General features: G+C 28.0%; 15 protein-coding genes and 2 pseudogenes. 15 read left to right on the top strand and 2 right to left on the bottom strand.

The genetic code is table 11. From position 1 onward, the window contains the following. Window positions 1–311 precede the first annotated feature (311 nt). Window positions 312–1,712, top strand: coding sequence for an alanine/glycine:cation symporter family protein (locus tag B3603_RS08720; RefSeq protein WP_291563457.1), 1,401 nt, complete (start codon window positions 312–314; stop codon window positions 1,710–1,712). Window positions 1,713–1,785: 73 nt separating this feature from the next. On the opposite strand, the pseudogene B3603_RS23230 reads toward B3603_RS08720, so the two are convergent. Beyond that, window positions 1,786–1,857 (bottom strand): annotated as a pseudogene (locus B3603_RS23230) (IS3 family transposase); the annotation flags it as partial. Between the two features lie 286 nt (window positions 1,858–2,143). On the opposite strand from B3603_RS23230, the gene B3603_RS08715 reads away from it, so the two are divergent. The 14 genes and pseudogenes from B3603_RS08715 (at window position 2,144) to B3603_RS08655 (ending at window position 21,170) form a co-directional block, all read left to right on the top strand. After that, the gene (locus B3603_RS08715) at window positions 2,144–3,847 is read left to right on the top strand and encodes an ABC transporter ATP-binding protein (protein WP_291563454.1); all 1,704 of its coding nucleotides are present in this window, start codon (window positions 2,144–2,146) and stop codon (window positions 3,845–3,847) included. A gap of 64 nt (window positions 3,848–3,911) precedes the next feature. Then, on the top strand, window positions 3,912–5,654 hold the full coding sequence (locus tag B3603_RS08710) for an ABC transporter ATP-binding protein (RefSeq protein ID WP_291563452.1): 1,743 nt from the start codon (window positions 3,912–3,914) through the stop codon (window positions 5,652–5,654). 222 nt (window positions 5,655–5,876) lie between these two features. Then, a complete protein-coding gene (locus B3603_RS08705; protein ID WP_291563449.1) occupies window positions 5,877–6,779 on the top strand; it encodes a GNAT family N-acetyltransferase in 903 nt (300 codons plus the stop codon). Next, window positions 6,769–7,317, top strand: a complete 549-nt coding sequence (locus tag B3603_RS08700; protein WP_291563445.1) for a GNAT family N-acetyltransferase — start codon at window positions 6,769–6,771, stop codon at window positions 7,315–7,317. Before B3603_RS08705 ends, B3603_RS08700 begins: the two co-directional genes overlap by 11 nt. Before the next feature lie 204 nt (window positions 7,318–7,521). Next, window positions 7,522–7,869, top strand: a pseudogene (locus B3603_RS23225) (NUDIX domain-containing protein); the annotation flags it as partial. A 162-nt stretch (window positions 7,870–8,031) separates the two neighbouring features. Then, on the top strand, window positions 8,032–8,721 hold the full coding sequence (locus B3603_RS08695) for a 4Fe-4S double cluster binding domain-containing protein (RefSeq protein ID WP_291563442.1): 690 nt from the start codon (window positions 8,032–8,034) through the stop codon (window positions 8,719–8,721). Window positions 8,722–8,968: 247 nt separating this feature from the next. After that, window positions 8,969–10,222: a GNAT family N-acetyltransferase gene (locus tag B3603_RS08690; protein WP_291563440.1), complete on the top strand. Its 1,254-nt coding sequence runs from the start codon at window positions 8,969–8,971 to the stop codon at window positions 10,220–10,222. A gap of 561 nt (window positions 10,223–10,783) precedes the next feature. Beyond that, window positions 10,784–12,583, top strand: a complete 1,800-nt coding sequence (pepF, locus tag B3603_RS08685) for an oligoendopeptidase F (protein ID WP_291563437.1) — start codon at window positions 10,784–10,786, stop codon at window positions 12,581–12,583. 242 nt (window positions 12,584–12,825) lie between these two features. Beyond that, the gene (locus tag B3603_RS08680; protein ID WP_291563434.1) at window positions 12,826–13,299 is read left to right on the top strand and encodes a hypothetical protein; all 474 of its coding nucleotides are present in this window, start codon (window positions 12,826–12,828) and stop codon (window positions 13,297–13,299) included. 442 nt (window positions 13,300–13,741) lie between these two features. Further along, on the top strand, window positions 13,742–14,251 hold the full coding sequence (locus tag B3603_RS08675) for a hypothetical protein (protein WP_291563430.1): 510 nt from the start codon (window positions 13,742–13,744) through the stop codon (window positions 14,249–14,251). Window positions 14,252–14,263: 12 nt separating this feature from the next. After that, window positions 14,264–15,868 (top strand): carbon starvation CstA family protein, encoded by a 1,605-nt coding sequence (locus tag B3603_RS08670; protein ID WP_291563427.1) that lies wholly within the window; start codon window positions 14,264–14,266, stop codon window positions 15,866–15,868. Between the two features lie 272 nt (window positions 15,869–16,140). Continuing rightward, a complete protein-coding gene (locus tag B3603_RS08665; protein ID WP_291563424.1) occupies window positions 16,141–18,177 on the top strand; it encodes a methyl-accepting chemotaxis protein in 2,037 nt (678 codons plus the stop codon). A 319-nt stretch (window positions 18,178–18,496) separates the two neighbouring features. Then, complete coding sequence (locus B3603_RS08660) at window positions 18,497–20,527, top strand: methyl-accepting chemotaxis protein (protein WP_291563421.1); 2,031 nt, start codon at window positions 18,497–18,499, stop codon at window positions 20,525–20,527. A 286-nt stretch (window positions 20,528–20,813) separates the two neighbouring features. Continuing rightward, window positions 20,814–21,170, top strand: coding sequence for an ArsR/SmtB family transcription factor (locus B3603_RS08655; protein ID WP_039630122.1), 357 nt, complete (start codon window positions 20,814–20,816; stop codon window positions 21,168–21,170). A 253-nt stretch (window positions 21,171–21,423) separates the two neighbouring features. Here the strand turns inward: B3603_RS08655 and B3603_RS08650 are convergent, their stop codons facing one another. Beyond that, window positions 21,424–21,990: a YdcF family protein gene (locus B3603_RS08650; protein ID WP_291563416.1), complete on the bottom strand. Its 567-nt coding sequence runs from the start codon at window positions 21,988–21,990 to the stop codon at window positions 21,424–21,426. Between the last annotated feature and the right edge of the window lie 246 nt (window positions 21,991–22,236).

Genomic DNA, 22,236 nt, shown 5'->3' with positions numbered 1-22,236 from the left:
TATTCACAAAAAAATTAATATTTTTTGAAGCTCAAAGATTAAATTTACCCTATCTCAACATTTAACTTATATTAATCCTTAATATCCTAGTATAGTGTATTTTGCAATAAAATGAATGATGTATTTTAATTTTATTCTTTTTTACCATGATTTTACTGGTTTGCAGTATATTTTCAATTAATTTATGAAATATTCAAATATTTTTATTGCAATTTTGCCATAAATAATATATTATATTCATAAATAATATATTGTATTAACAAATAGATTTTTAATGAATAACTGAAGAAAAAAGGAGGAGTTTACAAAAGATGGCGTTTTTAGATGGAATGATTTCACATATTAGCAACTTTCTATGGACCTATATTTTAATTGCTATGCTCATAGTAATTGGTGTGTATTTTACTTTTAAAACCAAGTTTGTTCAATTTAGAAATTTTAAAGAGATGTTTAGACTTTTAGGAGATGGTGCCACAGGGGATAAAGAAGAGAATTCTGTATCTTCCTTTGAAGCCTTTTGTATAAGTACGGCTTCTAGAGTTGGTACTGGGAATTTAGCTGGTGTAGCAACTGCAATTGCAATTGGTGGACCTGGAGCAGTATTTTGGATGTGGCTTATAGCACTTATAGGTGGTGCCTCTAGTTTTATAGAATCTACTTTGGCACAAATTTATAAAGTTAAGGATGGAGATAGCTTTAGAGGTGGACCTGCTTACTATATAGAAAAAGGACTTAAAAAGAAATGGATGGGAATGCTTTTTGCCATTCTGATAACCATTTGTTTTGGACTAGTATTCAATTCAGTTCAAGCAAATACTATAACTCTTTCTTTATACCGTTCTTTTGGATTTAATAAAACTGTTGTAGGAGCTATCTTAACAATGCTTACTATTGCCATTATTTTTGGAGGAGTCAATAGAATTGCAAAAGTTTCAAGTGTTTTAGTTCCTGTTATGGCTATTTTTTATATAATAGTTGCATTATTTATAGTTGTTAAAAACTTTTCAGCAATTCCTTCAGTATTATCAATGATTTTTGAAAATGCCTTTGGTATTAATGAAGTTGTTGGTGGTGGAATTGGAACAGCCTTAATGCAAGGTATAAAGAGAGGGCTGTTTTCAAATGAAGCTGGTATGGGTTCTGCGCCTAATGCTGCTGCAGCTGCTACAGTATCCCATCCAGTTAAGCAAGGTTTTATACAAACCCTTGGAGTTTTTACTGATACTATAATAATTTGCAGTTGTACAGCATTCATGATATTATTATCAGGTGCTCCACTTGACGGCTCAGTTAAAGGTATAGAACTTACTCAAATAGCCCTTAATAATCAAGTAGGATCTTGGGGAGGAATATTTATTTCCGTATGTATATTACTATTTGCTTTTAGTTCTATAGTTGGAAATTATTATTATGGTGAAACCAATATTCAATTTATAACAGATAAGAAAATTTATTTACAGCTTTATAGAGTTTTTGTTGGTGCAATGGTGTTCTTTGGATCTATTGTCAGCATGGATATAGTTTGGAATTTAGCTGATGTATTCATGGGACTCATGGCTATAGTAAACTTAATTGCTATTGTACTATTAAGCAAAATTGCATTAAAAGCTCTAGAAGATTACAAAAATCAGAAGAGAGCAGGTATAAAAGATCCTATATTCACTAGCAATTCTATACCTGAACTTAAAGATGAAGTAACGGAATGGTCTTAAACGGATAAGAAAATAGTTAGTTAGTAAAAAAAGACCTTTAAAATATACCCTTTGTCAAAGAAAAATTAAAAGCTTAAAATAGGTTAAGAAGATGATTTCTGTATTGAACAGGAGTCATCTTTTTTAAATTTAATTTATATTTTTCGCTACTAAATTAGTTAGATTAAATTTCTGTTAGATAGATAAACTTATTTTTTGTAACATCCTCCTTTTTAGTATATGGAGCTTTTTTAAGAGTTCCTTCTTGGCTTTTAGTAAATTATTTTTACCTTAAGGCATTTATATTTTTCTTCTATGAAAAGTTCTTTTTTCTTAGGTCTTTCGGAATTTTTTCTTGCGTTAAAATCGATTTTTATGAAATATAAGTGTATAATATATTAAGAAGCAAATTTTACTTTAAATATATAATTATGTATTAGGTGGAAATAAAAATGAAGCAAATATTTAAATATCTAAAACCATATATTTTTCGAATGAGTATTGGACTTGCCATAAAATTTACAGGTACCATTGTAGAACTGGCACTTCCTTGGATATTATCCTATATGATTGATGAGATTATCCCATTAAAACAGGTACAACCAATTCTTATTTGGGGTGGACTTATGCTTTTATGCTCCATTATTGCAGTAGCATTTAACATTATAGCCAATAGGATGGCATCTAAAGTTGCAAGAGATACAACGGAACGTGTAAGAAATGATTTATTTTCTAAGATAACTTATCTTTCTAATAATCAAGTAGATTACTTTACATTACCTTCTTTAATTTCAAGAGTTACCTCTGATACATATAACATTCACCAGATGCTAGGTATGATGCAAAGAATTGGAGTAAGAGCACCTATCTTACTCATAGGTGGTATAATTATTACTTTTACACTAGATCCAATACTTACTTTAGTTATGATTTCAGTGATGCCTATTATATTTTTAGCAGTTACATATGTTTCAAAAGTAGGAATTCCAATGTATTCTATTGTCCAAAAAAAGATAGATGATTTTGTAAGGGTTGTACGGGAAGATGTGACAGGAATACGAGTTATTAAAGCTTTATCAAAGGAAGATTATGAAAGAGAAAAATTTGATTATCGTAATAAAGCTGCTGTAGAGCAAGAAAAAAAGACTGGAATGGTGATGGCTGTTTTAAATCCAGTTATGAATCTATGCTTAAACCTTGGAACAGTACTAGTTATTTTAGCAGGAGCCTATAGAGTAAATAGTGGAGTTATGAAGCCAGGAGTAATTGTTGCATTTTTAACCTATGTTACATTAATTTTAAATGCTCTTTTATTTATTTCTAGGGTTTTCACCAATTATTCAAAAGCAAGTGCTTCAGCAAAACGTATAAATGAGATTTTAAATGCTGAAGAGGAGCTTGTAATTAAAGATATACCAAAGATAGATAATGGATATGCTATAGAATTTGATAATGTATCTTTTTCTTATAATCATAAGGAAAGTAATATAAATAATATAAGCTTTGGTATTAAAAAAGGAGAAACATTGGGTATTATTGGAGCTACAGGCTCTGGAAAGTCTACTATAGTTAAACTATTAATGAGGTTTTATGATGTGGATCAAGGGGCAATTAGAATTAATGGAGAAGATGTACGATCAATTGATATGAAGGTATTAAGAGAAAAATTTGGAGTTGTATTTCAAAATGACTTTATTAGCACAGATACCCTATTTGAAAATATTCGATTTGGAAGAGATATAAGTGAAGCTGAGATAAAGGCAGCGTCAGAATATGCAATGGCTACTGAGTTCATAGAAGGAAAGACAGAGGGATTTCAAACTAAAGTAGCAGTAAGAGGTGTAGATTTAAGTGGTGGACAAAAGCAAAGATTACTAATTTCAAGAGCGCTTGCAGCACATCCCGAGATTTTAATCCTAGATGACTCTTCTAGTGCATTAGATTATAAAACAGATGCATCGTTACGAAAGGAACTTCAAAATCATTTTAAGGAAACCACAACTATAATGATTGCTCAAAGAATTAGCTCTATTATGTCTTCTGACCATATCTGTGTTTTGGAGGATGGAGAGATAGTGGGCTATGGAACCCACCAGGAACTTATAGAAAGTTGTGATATATACAGAGAAATTAGTGAGTCACAACTAGAGGAGTAAATTCCTTTAAGTAAGAAAATACCCTAAAGCAGTTTACATGGAACAAGGAGGGCATGTTGTAATTATGAAAAAGAATAAGATTCATGCTTTAAGAAGAATAATGTCCTATCTTTTAGAATATAAGGCATTAATAATTATTGCGGTTCTACTGTCTATTGGAAGTAATTTATTTGCATTAATGGGTCCTATGCTATCAGGATATGCCATAGATAGCATTGAACTGGGAAATGGTGCGGTAAACTTTAGCAAAGTATATTATTACTGTGGACTTATGATTATATTTTATATAATATCCTCTATTTTAGCCTATATTTTATCAGTGATTATGCTGGAGGTTAGTAAGAGGATATCCTATAAATTAAGGAAGGACTTATTTGATCATTTACTTTCACTTCCTGTAGGGTATTTTGATACCCATGCTACAGGAGATATTATAAGTAAAATTTCCTATGATATTGATACCCTAAATGCATCTTTAACAGCAGATTTAGTTACCATTTGTGGAAGTATTATTACAGTAGTTGTATCATTTATTTCTATGGTTATGATATCCACAAAGCTAGTATTAGTTTTTGTATTTACAGTTCCGTTATCTATTATACTCACAAAGAGGATGACAAAAATTACAAGACCTATGTTTCGTAATCGTTCAAGAAAGCTTGGAGAACTAAATGGAATGGTTGAGGAATTTGTATCAGGACAGAAGACATTAAGGGCATATAATCAAGAGGAGAATACCAAGGATAAATTTAGAAGAAAGAATGAAGATGCAGTGAATGCTTATTATCGTGCAGATTATTATGGTTCTATGGTTGGACCATCAGTTAATTTTATGAACAATTTATCTTTAACATTAATTAGTATATTTGGTGCAATCATGTACTTACATAATCAAATGAGTCTAGGAAATATTTCTTCATTTGTATTATATTCTAGGAAATTTTCTGGACCTATCAATGAATCTGCAAATATTGTAGGAGAGTTTCAATCTTCACTAGCAGCAGCAGAAAGAATTTTTCAGCTTATGGATGAGCTGGCAGAAGAGAGAGATAAAGAAGATGCCAAGGAACTTTTACATGTTCATGGTGATGTAAAAGTTGATAATATATCCTTTGGATATACAGCAGATAAAATAATTCTTAAAAATCTTAGTATGGAGGCACCATCCGGAAATATGGTTGCCATTGTTGGACCTACTGGGGCAGGAAAAACTACATTGATTAATCTTCTTATGAGATTTTATGATGTAAACCATGGAAGTATCTATGTAGATGAGATGGAGATAAGGGACATAACAAGGGAAAGTCTTAGAAAATCCTATGCTATGGTACTACAGGATACTTGGCTATTTCAAGGAACTATCTTTGAAAATATTGCTTATGGTAGTGAAAATGTTACCTTAGAAGATGTAATAAACGCAGCTAAGGCAGCCAAAATTCACTCTTATATAAAAAGACTTCCAAATGGATATGATACAATTCTTACAGATGATGGAACTAATATATCCAAAGGTCAAAAGCAGTTGCTAACAATAGCCAGAGCCATGCTTTTAGATTCTAAAATGCTTATTTTAGATGAGGCAACCTCTAACGTTGATACAAGAACGGAAATACAAATTCAGCAGGCTATGAGAAATCTTATGAAAGGTAAAACATGCTTTGTTATAGCACATAGGCTTTCTACTATAAAAAGTGCTGACCATATATTAGTAGTAAAGGATGGTAACATAATAGAGCAGGGAAATCATAAGGGTTTAATAAGAGAAAAGGGCTTTTATAGCCAATTATATTATTCACAGTTTGAGTAAAGGTCATTTAAATTAATAACCTATAAACGTAGAGAAGATACTGCGTTTATAGGTTTTTCTATTTTAAATTGAGATGCTGTTTTAAAATAATACTAATTCTTATGGTTAAATGTCAAAGTAAATCTCTCTGCTCAACTTTAATACAGAATTATTTTGGATATATAAGATTAGAGTGATAAATGGTAATATTTTCATAAATATAGATAATGGAGGGGAAGAGTCATGAAGGTTGAAAGATTAAGAGATGAAATGGTTGAAGACTTTATTGAGTATTGTAAGAAGTATAGAGGGGATCCTAATGATGAAGGATTAAGTGATATAGATTTAGAGAGTTTTGAGATTAATAAAGAAAATCCAACTTATATATTAGTGAGTGATAATAATATTAAAGGGGTGATTTCCCTCATTTTAGATGACTTCTATAAACAGGGAGGAATGGGTAGATTAAGGATATTTCATAGCATTGAAAATAAAATAGATAATTATAAGATTATGCTTAGAGCAATATTGGAAGAAATAGAAGGCATAGATAAAATATTTATATATATAGATCAAAAGAATGAGGTTATGGCTGAAATATTAACAGCTTTACAATTTAAGTTAGGTGGATATAGTTTTACTATGATTAGAGAGGATAGAGAAGTTCCTAAAGCTACTTTTCCAGAGGGATATGAGTTAAGGACTTTTAAAGAAAATAGGGATGAAATGGAGTGGTGTAAGGTTAGAAATATTGGATTTCCAGAGGATTCTCCAAGAACACCAGAAAATGTTTGTTTATATTGGAAGAGCGAGCCACATTGCCATTTAGAAGATGGAATGATGTTACTTTATTATAATGAGGAACCTATAGGAACTATACGTGCTTCAGTGGAATTTGAAGCAGGAGAAAAATATACATACATATCTGTTGTGTGTGTAAATCCAGAGTATAGAGGAAAAGGGATAGGTAGAAATTTATTAAGAGCAGCAATAGGCTATGGAAGAAGTAAAGGAATGCCTAAGGCTATGCTCTGTGTAGATATAGAAAATGAGAGTGCATTAAATCTATATCTTAGAGAAGGTTTTACAAAATATAAAGCAAGTGTAGAGTATGAATATAATTGGAGGAGAGAAGATGAAATATAAGTTTATTTCAATGAACAAAGAGTATGCAGGAGAGATGATTAACAATTGGAAATATGAAGGCGAATATTCTGTATATGATTACTGCAATGAAGAAGAGTCGTTATTAGAAGAAGAATACTGGGGTTTCGGAAAATTTGCAGCTTTAGATGAGAATAATAATTTAATAGGGGAGCTTACTATAGAATTTTTTGAAGAGGTTGATGGAAGTTCTGAAGACGATGGATATGTAGACATAAAAACAGTAAAAGATAATCTAAATAAAATTTATGAGATGTGGATAGGCTTTGGTCTAAGGCCGGATCTAACTGGAAAAGGATTGGGTAGTGAATATGTATCAGAATGTGTAGATTTTGCAACCAATCATCATAATTATAAAGGAGATTATGTTAGATTAGGAGTGGCAGAATTTAATAAGAGAGCAATAAAAGCATATGAAAGATCAGGTTTTAAAGAATTTGATACTTATGAGGGAGAGATAGCAGACAAGAAATTTAAGATTTTGTGGATGAGAAAGGCTTTAAGAGCAAAGAAAAGTTAGATACCTCTATTCGAATAACTAAGCATTTAAATATTTATGATTTAAGTATAAAGAAGCTTTATAAAGTAAATATTGAAATATGTTTTCCAAAATATTAAGTGTAGATGACTTAAAAACTGCTAAAGATTTTAAATAAATCTTTAGCAGTTTTTAATTATATAATTTTATTTCTAAGTGTTATAATTATAATCAAGAAGAAGCCCAAACAAAACTAATGCAAACAAATGGGAAACAGTAGGTGGTTCAGTTATTGCAGGAGAAGAAAGTTTAGAAGCAGCTTTAAGAGAAGTTAAAGAAGAGTTAGGAATAGAGTTAAAAGTAGAAAATGGAGGATTACTTAGAAGGATTAGATTTGATACTAAAAGTCCTTGGATTGCAGATATTTATTATTTTAGACAGGAAATTGATATTAATGAAGTTATTCCTCAGCAAGGAGAAGTAAGTGAAGTTAAATTAATGACTAAAGAACAAATATTAGAAATTATAAAAAGTAGAGATTTTTTCTATGGGGATATGTACTTAGAATATGTAGGGCACTATTTATTTAAGTAATATTATTATATTATAGCAATGTGAAGAAAATTTTTATTATCACGGAAAGATTGAGATTTTTAAAGTGAGATAAAAAAGACATAGTTAATGAATTTATGTTATGGATAAAAGTAAGAAAGTCTTAGAAAATGTTATTATTAATATGAATAATTGAGGTGAAGTATGAATAAAAATTTTTTAAAGAAATATTTAGAAACTCTTGGAGCATCTTTAGTTGGATTTGCAGATTTGAGAGATATTGATATTGAAGCACGTAAGAGTATGGACTATGGCATATCCTTTGGAATTAAATTAAATACTAAAATTATAAGAGAAATTGAATATGGACCAACAAAAGAATATTGGGAGGAGTACAAGAGAATAAATAATGCTTTGGATGAAATTGCTATAGCTTGTGTTAGCTATATAGAAAACTTGGGTTATGATGCAATAGGACAAACATCCACTTATGTTACTAGTGATGATAATTTAGCTACACTATTACCACATAAAACTGTAGCTACAAGGGCAGGGTTAGGTTGGATATGTAAAAATGCATTATTAATTACACCTGAATATGGATCAGCTATACGTATTTCTTCAGTTTTGACCAATATGCCACTTGAAACCAATAGTCCAATTAATGAATCCAGATGTGGCAGATGTGAGAAATGTAGGTTATCATGCCCAGCTGAAACAATTAAGGGACAGCTATGGAATATAAAATTAGAAAGAGACGAATTAATAAATCCTTTTAGCTGCAGACAAAAAGCTAGAGAATTATCAAAAGAACAAGTAGGAGCTGAAATCTCATTATGTGGCAAATGTATAGAGGTATGCCCATTTACACAAAGATATATAAGCAATTATTAATGAGAATATATTAAAAGTGATAAAAAGAGATATATTTAGAATTTAAGGAAGATAATTGGATACAAATTACTAATTTTAGTTGCTAAAAATGAGTATGTGCTTAAAAGCAAAAGGATATTCATATATAAACATAATTTTCTAATTATAATAAGTATTCATATAAATTATGTTGTGTGCAGTTAAAAAATATAAATGGAGGTGAATATCATTGGATTCTTAATAATATAGATATTCCAATGAAAATGATATGCACGTAATAAAAAAATTAGAAGAATGTCATATAGAAAGTTTTGTAGAAATAGTAGCTAATGCATACCCCGCTAATGGAATATTTACAAAGGAAGATAAGGATAGGTTTAAAGATAATATTATCAAGGTTCAAAATGAAAGGCAAAACGTTAATTTCTATGGAGTATTTGAAGATTCAGCACTTCTTGGAGGAATGAGATATCACGATTTCAATATGAATTTATTAAGTCAAAAAATTAAAGCTGGTGGAGTAGGGTGTATTGCTGTTGATTTAATTCATAAAAAAGAAAAGGTTGCAATAGATATTATTAAAGATTTTATCTGTCATTACAGAAATCAAGGGGTTTCCATGGCATTACTATATCCTTTCAGACCAGACTTTTATAAAAAGATGGGCTTTGGATTTGGTACAAGTATTAATCAATTTAGGGTAAAACCTTGCAATTTACCAAAGGGTACAAGTAAGGCACACATTCAATTTTTAAATATTGAAGATGTACATGAGCTTTGTAATTTTTATAATAAAATGGTAATGAAAACTAATGGACTAATTGAAAAACATGATTATGAATTTAAAATTTTATTTGATAATGCTTCAAATAAAATTTTAGCATACAGAGTTAAAGATGAAATAAAGGGTTATGTGGTTTTTGAATTTAAAAAAGGGGATACAGAGGCTTTTACAATTAATGATATGGTTATAAAAGAATTCCTTTATGAAGATCCAGAAGTATTCCTTGAGTTTATGACATTCTTTAATAGTCAAAATGATCAAATAAGATATATACTTTTTAATACTCAAGATGAAAATTTTAGATTTGCTTTAGAAGATCCAAGAGATGGGGCAGATATAATACTTACTGGTGTATATCATCAATGCAGTAGGCAAGGAACGGGAATAATGTACAGAGTAATAGATGTATCTAAACTTTTCAAGGATTTAGAAAGGCATAACTTTAAAAATCAAGATTGCAGACTTAAACTAACGATTACCGATACTCTTATAAAAGAAAATAATGGAAGTTATATAATTCATTTTAATGACGGAAAAGCCACTTTAAATAAAAATAAAGATTTTGACGTAGAACTTATGATGGATGTTTCAGATTTTTCATCGCTTATTACATGTGTTGTAGATATTAATAGTCTTTATAGATATGGAAAAATTAAAATTTCAAATGTAGAGTATTTAAAAGTATTAAATGAAATATTTTCATCAGATGAAAAACCAATCTGTATGACACAGTTTTAAACTAAATTATTTACAATATAAAAATAAATAAAAATTTACTAGGTGATCTAAATATAGATTTTATAATTCACAATTAAGATTATATTAGTCTTACCTTAAATAATTTTTTTAAGAATTTTCAAGAAAAGTGATTGTACACTTTTCTTTTCTCGTTATAAGAAATTATAGAGTGAACTTAAAAGAAATTATGATGAGATTATTGATGCTAGTGGAAAATATATAATTCTAGGTGGTATCAGCGTTCATACCCATTTTAATTTAGACATAGGAGTAATAATAGCAAATAAGGATATCCTGTATTAACTATGGTAAGAGGAGAGATAATAGTAAAGGCAATCAATTTATAGATAAAAAGAGTTATGGAAAATTTATTAAAAGAAAATTACAGAATGTTTAAAGGATTTTATTAAAGTTTTGTAAATATGTGTTAATATAAAATTATATTAAATCTAAAATAATGACTATGTTTTAAAATATTATTACTCTTTATAAGCATTATAGCAATTAAATCATAATTAATAATAAAAATAAAAACATAGTCTAAATAATTGGGAGGGAACCATGAGCGAAGTAAAAAAGTTAAAAATTAGAGAAGAAGTTCCTGAAAAGTACAAATGGAATGTTGAAAAAATGTATTTGGACGAGAAAGCTTGGGAATCAGACTTTATTAAAGCAAAAGAAATAGCACCTAAATTATTAGACTATAAAGGGAAATTGAAGGATCCTAATATGCTTTTAGGATATTTAGAAAGTTATGTTAAAGTTTCAAACTTAGTAGAGGATTTATATGTATATGCTCATCTTAGAAGTGATGAAAATACAGCAAATACTAAGTATCAAGTTCTTTTAGATAGAATAAGAGCTTACCTTACAGAGGTAAATAGTATAACCTCTTTCTTTGTACCGGAAATATTAACTTTAAGTGAAGAGGATATTAACAAGGCTATAGATGAGTTAGAGCCATTAAAACTTTATGAAAAATATTTGAAGGCTATTTTAGAACAAAAACCTCATATACTTAGTGAAGAAGGGGAAAAATTATTAGCATCTGCAGAAAATTCACTATCAGCTCCAGGAAATATATTTAATATGCTAACCAATGCAGATATGACTTTTCCTGTAATACAAGATGAAAATAATTATTCAATTGAACTTACAGAAGGAAATTATTCCGTATTTATAAGATCAAAAAATAGAAGAGTTAGACAGGAGGCTTTTAACGGTTTATTTGGCACATATAAAAAATATAAAAATACTTTAGCCACTACTTATACGTCTTCACATAAAAGTTTTATATTTAAGTCAAAAGCTAGAAATTACAATTCTTCACTAGAAAGTTCATTGAAGCCAAATAAAATTCCTCTTGAGGTTTATCATAATGTAATAGATACTATCAACAATAATTTAAAATCTCTTCATAGGTATGTGTCACTTAAAAAGAAATTGTTAAAGTTGGATGAAATTCATATGTACGATTTATATGTACCTAATATAGAGACTCCTAAATTTGACATACCTTATGAAGAAGGAGTAAAAATTTGTATTGAAGCACTAAAACCAATGGGAGAGGAATATCTAAATATATTTAAAGAAGGCATAAAAGATAGATGGATTGATGTATATGAAAACAAAGGAAAAAGAGGCGGAGCTTATTCTAGTGGAAGTTATAATAGCATGCCATATGTGCTTTTAAATTATAATAATCAAATAAATGATGTTTCTACACTTGCTCATGAAATGGGGCATTCTATACACTCTTATTATTCAAAGAAAAATCAGCCATATATTTATGCAGATTATGTATTGTTTTGTGCTGAAGTTGCTTCTATAACTAATGAATGCATACTCATGGATTATTTAATAAAAAAAGAAGAAGATAAAATTAAAAAATTATACTTGATTAATGAACAGCTGGAGAGTATAAGAACTACTGTTTTTAGACAAACAATGTTTGCTGAATTTGAACTTATTACCCATGAAAAAATAGAAGCAGGAGAAGCATTGTCTAGCGACGATTTGTGTAGTATATATCATGATTTAAATGTAAAATACTTTGGAAAAGATATGGTTGTAGATAGTGAAATAGATATGGAATGGTCAAGAATTCCTCATTTCTATAGAGATTTCTACGTTTATCAATATGTAACAGGTTTTGCAGCAGCAAATTCATTTTCACAAATGATAATAAATGGAGGAGCCCAAGAGGTAGAAAGATTTAAAGGCTTTTTAAAAGCAGGAAGTAGTGATTATCCAATAAACATACTTAAAAATGCAGGTGTTGATATGACAACGCCAAAACCACTAGAAGATACTATAAAAAGATTCGATATGTTATTAGACATGTTAGAAAAGGAAATATAAAATTATTTTAAAATCAAGGTTATCAATATAAAACTCATTGGTAACTTTGATTTTTTTGATAAGTAACATTAAGGAATTTTTTGTATAATAAAGATATAAAAATAAAGTGGTATTATATTTTTTTACGAAAATATTAGAAATAATAAATTTTATGATAAAACTATAAGTTATTAATGAATTTGCGAATAAAAATAGTATATAATTATTATAGAAATTTGAATATTTTCTTTAGGGGGATAAGGATGGATATTAATTGTGAAACCTGTTATTTGTACCAGATTGCAGACATTAATTTATCTAGCAGGACTTTAAAGGAAACTACAGAAATTAATAGTAGTTATAAGTTAATTGATGAGAGTTGTATTGATATTTTTAAACAAAGAATAATTAATACTAAGCCTGTAGAAAATTTTAGTATGTTATATGAAAATGTTAACATAACTAGAAAAGGTGATATTATTTTTTCTTTAAAACAAAATTTTATTAAAGGAGAGTTGTGTGCTGCACTAATCGAAGAAGATAATATTTTGGTACCTAATAATTCCTTTGCACTTATTATACCAAAAGACAAGAATAAATCAGATGATTTGATGTTTTTACTTAAGGATGATTATGTTATATCTCAAATTAAACCATTAGACACAGGTAGCAATTATTTTAATATTACTGTAAAAGAATTAAACAACATATTAATACCAACACAAATACAAACATAATTTATATATTTAATGCTGATAGAGTTTTCTATCAGCATTTATTTTTTGTAATAAATATAAAAAATAGATTATTTATTTTAAAAGAGTGTACTTTTTTAAAGACATATATATATATGATAATTTATATAAAAACTGTATATTTATATAATTTTTATAATATATAGTTTTAAATCAAGTTTCTAATGAGTATATTTTAATATAGGTATATTATATTTATTTAATTGAGAATTGAAAATGGACGATTGAGAATTAAGGTTGAAATTAGTTTTGATCAAACTAATTTCTTCAAATAGGCTTTTCGATAAAAGTGACTATGCACTTTAAAAAGAGATAAATTCAAACTTCTCTCTTATGAGAGAAGTATCAATAATTCTCCATTGTCAATAGTCAATTCTTAATTGTATAAATATTAGGTAATGTAATAAAATTTTGGGGGATATTTATGGATTTACAGTTATATTTAGATAATCTAAGTGAAATATTTAGAAAGAACTTCGAACTTCACAAAGATGTAGTAATTTTTGATAAAAAGTTAAATTTATATGGAAAATATAAAGATATAGGTGGAAGAACCTTTCTGACTAAAAATGATGTTATAGATAAATTCGAAGTATATGAACATTGCTTAATACAGGGCTATGATGATTTAAAATATCAGGATTTAGTAGAATTTTCACATTATCTAAAAGATATGACTATAAAGCTAGTAAATCCAAATGGAGAACACAAAAGTTCTATAATAACAGGAATTATAATTAGCAAAGCTAATACCTCCAAGGATATTTGGGATTATACAAAAAAATTCAAATACAATAAGTATTATAAGTTTACACTTCATGGTTGGAGTACCATAAAGCTTGTAGTTATAGATTTATCTAGTAGTAAGATTATAACTAACAAAGCTGCTAAAGACGACTATAAGGTGTATTTACACACCTTAAGTAATAAATAAAGGAGGCTATAAATGAACGCACTGTTATTATTAGTTATTTCAATTATAGTATTCTTAATAGCTTATGTAACCTATGGTGCATGGTTAACTAAAAAATGGGGTATTGATGTTAATAGAAAAACACCAGCTCATACTAAGTTTGACAATATGGATTATGTGCCATCAAATTCTAAAGTGCTATTAGGACATCACTTTTCTTCAATTGCAGGTGCAGGACCCATAACTGGACCAATATTAGCATCAGTTTTTGGATGGATTCCTGTATACTTATGGATATTAGTTGGGAGTGTATTTGTAGGAGGTGTTCATGATTATAGTGCCTTATTTGCATCTATAAGACATGATGGAAAAACTATAGGAGAAATAATTAAAACCAATTTAGGTAATAAAGGTAAAATACTATACAACATTTTTGCATGGTCTACTATTGTATTAATAGTAGCTGCTTTTACTGATATTTGTGCTTCAACTTTTGCTTATGATCCCAATAATTTAATAGGAGCACAAGCAGGAACAGCATCTATACTTTTTATATTCATATCAATGGCTTTTGGATTTGCTGTTTATAGAAAAGGATCTAAGCTTGGAATTTCCACATTAATTGGAGTTATACTTTTATTTTTCTGTATATGGCTTGGATATATGTTTCCTTTTATAAAATTAACAAAATTTCAATGGAATATAGTATTAATTATATATATAACCTTGGCATCTACTTTACCAGTATGGATATTACTACAACCTAGGGATTATTTGTGCTCATTTCTTTTATATGCAATGATTATAGGAGGAGTACTAGGAATATTGATTTATAGACCTTCAATGGCAATACCTGCTTTTAGTGGTTTTAAGGTTAATAATCAAACACTATTTCCATTCTTATTTGTAACTGTTGCTTGTGGAGCAGTATCAGGATTTCACTCTCTTATAGGGTCAGGAACCTCATCAAAGCAAATTGATAAAGAATCTGACGCCAAATTAATAGGTTATGGTTCCATGCTCATTGAAGGTCTTGTGGCAATTATAGCCTTAATAACTGTTGGATATTTAGCAAATTCTGAGGGAGCTCCTTCAGTAGTATTTGCAAACGGATTATCTGTATTTATGAATAGTTTTGGATTACCACTTCAGATAGGTAAGGTATTTACTATGCTTACTTTTTCAGCTTTTGCATTAACTAGTCTTGATACAGCAACAAGGATTGGAAGGTATATATTCCAAGAATTCTTTGACAAAGAAAAAGAAAGTAAGAGTTTAGGTAGCAATAAATATTTTGCTACATTTGCTACCATAGGAGCATCAATTTTATTATTAGCTTATGGATACAATAAAATTTGGCCTATATTTGGATCAGCAAATCAACTATTAGCGGCTCTTTCTTTATTAGCAGTTTCAGCTTGGTTATCCAGTATAGGGAAAAAATATACTATGGCTTTAATACCTATGATATTTATGTTTATAGTTACATTGACATCATTAACAATGCTAATACGCCAATATTTTACTGCAGCTACGTCAAATATAGTATTAGGGGTATTTGCTGTAATATTATTAATATTAGCACTAATTTTATTAATAGAAACTTATAGAGTTATAATTAAAAAGAAAAAAGCATAGTTTTTTGGAGGCTGTCTCAAAAGAGACCGCCTCTTACTTTTTTAATTTACTGAAATAATATATTGTTTTAATACAATTTAAGAGCTTATGAAACACAAGTTTCTAGTATTTTTGTAAATTCATTATATAGGAATTATTATATTTATTGTTTTTGTAATGAAATGTAAAAACATTGTTGAAAATTACAGAACTATATAGTAACAATTTAATTTTATTTAAAGAAAAAGTATAATCATACGAAAAATAACATATGAGATAAAGGAGGACTTTAGATGAAGATTAAAACTAGAAAACAAAAAGAAAAGAAAAAATTGACTTTAGGATTAAATTTAAGTTTAAGAAATGAACTTTTAATTTTAATATTATTTATATCTTTAATTCCTATAATCATTTTAGGTATAAGCACTACTAAGGTAGTTTATAATAGTGCAAATAATGAGTATATTATAGCAACTGCTAATAAAATTGAGGATGTAGGAAAAGAAATAGAGAATATTATTAATTTTAATAGTAACTTAATAAATATTCTTTCAGAAGAAGAAAATATACAAAATGGATTTAAAGGTGAGAAAAATAAAAGTCTAGTTTTCAATACTTTTATGAATGTAAAAGCAAATAGTAATGATGTATTATCCATATATTTTGCTAATGAAAAGAAGGAATTATATCTTTATCCTAAAGTGGAATTAGATTCAAATTATGATCCCAATTCTCGTGAATGGTATACCAATGCAAAGGGCGAAAAGAACTTAGTGATATCAAAGCCGTATATAGATGCTTTTACTGGCAAACAAGTCTTTACTATCTCAAAAAAAGTAGTAGATAAAAATGGAGATTTAATTGGTGTAATGGCAATGGATATTGATCTTACAGATTTATCAGAAAAGGTTACTTCTAGTTCAATTGGCAATGAAGGATTTATTTTAGTTACTTATAAAGATGAAAGTGTAGTTGCTAGTAATAAGGAAGAATTGATAGGTAAAGAATTATCGAAGGAACAGTGGGCAAAAGATCTTATCACTTCTGAAAATTTGGATTTGTTTAAATTTGAAAATAATAATTACTATATTCAAAAATATACAAATGGAGAATTAGGTTATACAACTTATGGATTTAGTTCTACCAATGAAATTAAGGGACAAATAGGTAAAGCTTTATGGACGTCTATAATATTAATAGTTTTTATACTTATATTTTCACTTACTGTTGTCACTATTTTTTCTTCAAAATTTGTTAGAGTGATAAATAATTTGGTAAATACTTTAGCTCGTACTAGGAATGGAGACTTTACAGCTCGTATAACTACCAAAGGAATAGTGACCAAAGAGGTTAAAGAAATTTCTAATGTGGTAAATAGTATGATGGATGATATGGTATCATTGCTTGAAAGTGTGAAGGATGCTTCCAAACATTTATCAGAAGCGTCAAGTACATTAACAAATATAGTTAAAGACTCAAGAGTTGCTAATAGTGATATTTCAAGTGCTGTGTCACAAATGGCACAAGGAGCAAATGAACAGTCAATAATGTTAGATGAAAATGTTTCTCTTACCATTAATTTAGGCGAAGATATCAGTAATATAGTATCATATTCAGAAGATGTAATGAATCAATGCGAAGAAGCAGAAAAACTTATTTTTAATGGAAAAGAAGTTATACAAGATTTTGATGAAATGTTTAAAGAAAATACTGAAGCAGTAATTGATACTGTAAATAAAGCAAAAACTTTACAGGAAAATTCTAAGAAGATTAATATTATTATAGATGCAATAAAATCTATAACAAATAAAACTAATTTACTTGCACTAAATGCTAGTATAGAAGCTGCACGAGCAGGTGAGGCAGGACATGGCTTTGCAGTAGTTGCTAATGAAGTAAAAAAGCTAGCAGAGCAATCTACAATTTCTGCTGAAGAAATAGAAAAAGTAATAAAAGAAAATATTAGTGATATAGATAAGGTTATTAATGGAGTAACAATATCAAAAGAGATTACAGAAAAAACTTCAAGTAAAGTTGAAAATACTTTTAAAACCTTTGAAGAAATAAATTCTTCAATAAAACTTCTTCAGAAAAATATAAATGGAGTTAATGAAACTTTAATAAATATAAATAGTACTAAAGATGGACTTATAGGAAGAATACAAAATATTTCAGCAGTGGCAGAAGAAGCAGCAGCATCTTCAGAAGAAGTAAGTGCATCTAGTGAAGAACAAAAGAATAGATTTGGACAAGTAGTACTATCAGCAGAAAACTTAGAATTGTTATCAGAAAAACTTAAGGGTGTAATTAGTAAATTCAAAATAAGTTAAGAAATAACTGCTGATGATAATATCAGCAGTTATTTTGTATAAATTAACTCAATATAATTTCAGAATTTAATAATTAAAATGGAACAATATCTATAAGAATTTACAATATATATTAGTATAAAATAGAATAATAGTATAAATACAGAAAATAATTAATGTTATTAAAATTATGTCTAAAAAACATATAGTATGAAGTAAATATGTAATTATTTTTAATAAATAAAGTTATAACATTTAGATATATGTAATTTGTTGAAAAATTATGTCAAATTAATTATACTTATTAAGTGATAGGCACATTAAACTAGGGGGAGAGAATATGAAAAGGAAAAAAGAGAAGAAATTTAAATTAGTGAGTATTAAAAAGCAACTCTCACTAATGCTGGTAATTACATGTGTAATTCCTATTATTATCTTAGGAGTAGCTACAACAAAAACAATTTATGATAGTGTTATGAATGAGTATATGATTGTTGCATCTGCTTCTGTAAGAGCAATAAATGACGAAATAGAGGAAATAATTGATTCTAATAGTAATTTTATCAAATTATTATCAAGTGAATCTCATATTAGAAACCTTTATACTAAACAAGGAAATGAAAACAAGGCAGTGGAAAGCTTCAAAAACATAGAGGAAATTAAAGATAATATTTTTTCAGTTTATGCTTTTAATGAAAAGACAAAACTTTATTGCTATCCACCAGATGAAGTAGATAGTAGCTTTAATTTAAATGAAAGACCATGGTATACGGAAGCTATGAAGGATGAAAATTTATTATATGTAGGTACTCCGTATAATGATCACAGCTCAGGTAAAATAATACTGACTTTGTCAAAGGCATTAAAAGATGATAATAATAAATTAGCTGGAGTTGTAGCAATAGATATGGATCTGGGTAAAATTTCCGAAAAAGTTTCTAAAATGAAAATAGGAAAAGATGGATTTAATATAGTTGCTTATAAAAATGGAAGCATAATTGCTAGTGACAATGAAGAATTGATAGGAAAAAATTTAAATGATGAAGAATGGAGTAAAGGAATACTTGATAACGATATCATGGATGTAACTTTTGATAATGTAAATTATCATGCAGTTAAGGTAGAAAATAAGGAACTAGGATATACTTCTTTTGGATTTATAAGAAATTCAGAAATAAATAGTAAAATATTCAACAAATTGGCTATACCTATACTGGCAGTAATAATAATTATAATTTTTTCATCAGGAGCACCTATGGTATATTCAAAAAATTTAGCTAAAGTTATGAAGCATTTAGTAAGTATTCTTAAAGCTGCAAAGGATGGAGATTTTACTAAAAGAATTAGTTTAAATAAAGTTAAGACTATGGAAATTGTAGAAATAGGAAATGCCAGTAACGAACTTATGAATGATATGGAAAAGATAATAAATAACATTGTTAACACTTCAGAGCACTTATCTAAAGCATCAGTGGACCTAACTAATACTGTAGAATTTTCAGAAACGGTAGCTAGTGATATATCTAATGCAGTAGAACAAGTAGCGCAGGGAGCTAATGAGCAATCTATAATGCTTGAAGAAAGTGTAGCTTTATCCATGGATTTAGGAAATAACATAAGTGAAATATTAAATTATTCTAATGATGTATTAGAAGAAAGCGAAGAAGTTGAAAGCTTTGTTAGTAGCGGTAAAGAAATGGTTGAAGGACTTACTTATTCCTTCAGTGAAAATAATAGAGCTATAATTAATGTAGCAGCTAAAGCGGAAGCACTAGGAGAGAATTCTAACAGAATTAGAGCAATAATTGATGCCATAAAAGAAATTACTAGTAAAACTAATTTATTAGCATTAAATGCAAGTATTGAAGCAGCTAGAGCTGGGGAAGCTGGACGTGGTTTTGCAGTAGTTGCAGAAGAAGTAAGAAAGTTAGCAGAGCAATCTTCAAGTTCTGCAGAAGAAGTTGAAAAAGTTATAAATACTAATTTAGAAGATATTAAGATGGTTATTAAAGAAATTACACTATCTAAAGATTTAAGTGAAAAGACATTAGAGAAAGTCGAAAATACTAATGAGACTTTTGATGAAATAAACAATGCAATTAAAGGTCTTCAAAATAATATAAATAGTGTAAATGATACATTAACTAAAGTTAATGAAGCTAAAGATGGTTTTATTGATAAGATACAAGGAATATCAGCAGTTTCAGAAGAAGCAGCAGCTTCAACGGAAGAAGTAAGTGCATCTAGTGAAGAACAAAGAACTAAATTTAGAGAAGTAGTTACCGCTGCTGAAAATTTAGAAAAATTATCCTTAGATCTTAGACAAACAATAAATAAATTTAATATTAATAAAGAAAATGGAAATAATTAATAAAGAGTAAAGCTAAGTTTAAACTTAGCTTTACTCTTTATTTAAATAAAAGTCATTGTAATAAAATTTTGGAAAAGTATAATTAAAGTAATACCATGTTAAAAATTTTGCTATGAAAATTAAAATAATGTATAAGATAAATGTTTACTAAGGAATTGTAGTAATAAAAAGTTAAGTTTTGTAGTGGTTTATTTGACAAAGTATTACAATAAATTTATTATATAGTATATATGAATACATATTCATATATACTATATAATTTAAATGCATATATAGGAGGAACAGTATGGATAATAATTTAGAATTCTGTAACTGTACAGAAATTCATAAGGATATAGTTGATAGTGTAAAAAGTAATATACCTTCAGAAGAGGTTTTAGGTGATTTATCAGAGCTTTTTAAAGCTTTTGGAGATATAACTAGAATAAGAATACTATATGTTTTATTTCAAAAGGAAATGTGTGTTTGTGACATAGCAGAAACCTTAGGAATGAGCCAATCTGCAATATCACATCAATTAAGAGTATTAAAAAGTACAAGATTGGTAAAGTTTAGAAAAGAAGGTAAGGTAGTTTATTACTCTTTAGATGATGACCATGTTAAGTATATTTTTGATCAAGCTTTATTACATGTAAAAGAGTAAGATTTACCTCTCATCTGTATAAATTTACAATTTTAAAAATTCTAATTAAAAATATAAAGCAATTAATTCTTTAAGAATTAATTGCTTTATAAGTGGATATACATATAAATTTTTAATGCTCTATTTTAATTATCTAATTCAAAAGTTTATACACTTTTATTGAAAATTTACTAGAGTATTTATTATTAATTTTATAAACTGTTAATTAAAATAATCTAAATATAGATTTTAACGATGAACTTAAAATTTTATATTATTTATCAAATAAATAACTTTTAATAACTGCAGGAACTTCTCTAACGAAGAAGTTTAGTGCGAGAAATTTATGAGTTTTACCAGGATACCCATAAGTTTTAAAGCCTAGTCGTTGTGAAAGGGTCTTTGCTCTAAACATATGAAAATTATTAGTAATCACTGTTACTGATAACATCTCTCTATTATCTAGACTATGTAGCTTATCTTTGGTATAGAGAAAGTTTTCATAGGTAGTTGTGGACTTATCTTCCATTATTATATTATCTTCTTTAACTCCTTTTTCTATGAGGAAGTTTTTCATTGCTGCGGCTTCACTAATTAATTCATCTGGGCCTTGTCCACCGCTTACTACAATTTTTACATCAGGGTAAAGGTTATGAAATTCAACTGCTGCCATAAGTCTATAGTAAAGGGACGTTGAAATTTTATCACCTATAAGTCCTGCACCTAATACAATTGCATAATCAGGCTTTGTAGTATCTTTATAAAATCCATTAAATATTATTAATGATTGAAGTAAAATATAAATAATGGTTANNTAATACCAATAAAGTATAATAAACAAAGGAACCCTAATAGTAATAGAAATTTTGAAATATTGCTATGATTTAATTTAATCATAATTAACCTCCTTAATTTTAAAAATATGTGGTATTATAAATAATGTTGATTTTAATATCTAAAGATATGATTTCATATTTTTATAAAAATTGATTACATAATTCACAATATATATTTCTGTATAGCTCTCTAATTACCCTTTTATTATAAAAAATAAAGCTGAGCACTTATATATATACCAGTTCTAAAA

The organism is Clostridium sp. UBA2485 (assembly GCF_002341865.1).
GTDB lineage: Bacteria > Bacillota > Clostridia > Clostridiales > Clostridiaceae > Clostridium_J.
This window is presented reverse-complemented; position numbering and strand designations above follow the sequence as displayed.

Excerpts from the sequence above, each read along its gene's own strand:
- B3603_RS08720 (WP_291563457.1), top strand. The coding sequence starts at position 312 with ATGGCGTTTTTAGATGGAATGATTTCACATATTAGCAACTTTCTATGG.
- B3603_RS08715 (WP_291563454.1), top strand. The coding sequence starts at position 2,144 with ATGAAGCAAATATTTAAATATCTAAAACCATATATTTTTCGAATGAGT.
- B3603_RS08710 (WP_291563452.1), top strand. The coding sequence starts at position 3,912 with ATGAAAAAGAATAAGATTCATGCTTTAAGAAGAATAATGTCCTATCTT.
- B3603_RS08705 (WP_291563449.1), top strand. The coding sequence starts at position 5,877 with ATGAAGGTTGAAAGATTAAGAGATGAAATGGTTGAAGACTTTATTGAG.
- B3603_RS08700 (WP_291563445.1), top strand. The coding sequence starts at position 6,769 with ATGAAATATAAGTTTATTTCAATGAACAAAGAGTATGCAGGAGAGATG.
- B3603_RS08695 (WP_291563442.1), top strand. The coding sequence starts at position 8,032 with ATGAATAAAAATTTTTTAAAGAAATATTTAGAAACTCTTGGAGCATCT.
- B3603_RS08690 (WP_291563440.1), top strand. The coding sequence starts at position 8,969 with ATGCACGTAATAAAAAAATTAGAAGAATGTCATATAGAAAGTTTTGTA.
- pepF (WP_291563437.1), top strand. The coding sequence starts at position 10,784 with ATGAGCGAAGTAAAAAAGTTAAAAATTAGAGAAGAAGTTCCTGAAAAG.
- B3603_RS08680 (WP_291563434.1), top strand. The coding sequence starts at position 12,826 with ATGGATATTAATTGTGAAACCTGTTATTTGTACCAGATTGCAGACATT.
- B3603_RS08675 (WP_291563430.1), top strand. The coding sequence starts at position 13,742 with ATGGATTTACAGTTATATTTAGATAATCTAAGTGAAATATTTAGAAAG.
- B3603_RS08670 (WP_291563427.1), top strand. The coding sequence starts at position 14,264 with ATGAACGCACTGTTATTATTAGTTATTTCAATTATAGTATTCTTAATA.
- B3603_RS08665 (WP_291563424.1), top strand. The coding sequence starts at position 16,141 with ATGAAGATTAAAACTAGAAAACAAAAAGAAAAGAAAAAATTGACTTTA.
- B3603_RS08660 (WP_291563421.1), top strand. The coding sequence starts at position 18,497 with ATGAAAAGGAAAAAAGAGAAGAAATTTAAATTAGTGAGTATTAAAAAG.
- B3603_RS08655 (WP_039630122.1), top strand. The coding sequence starts at position 20,814 with ATGGATAATAATTTAGAATTCTGTAACTGTACAGAAATTCATAAGGAT.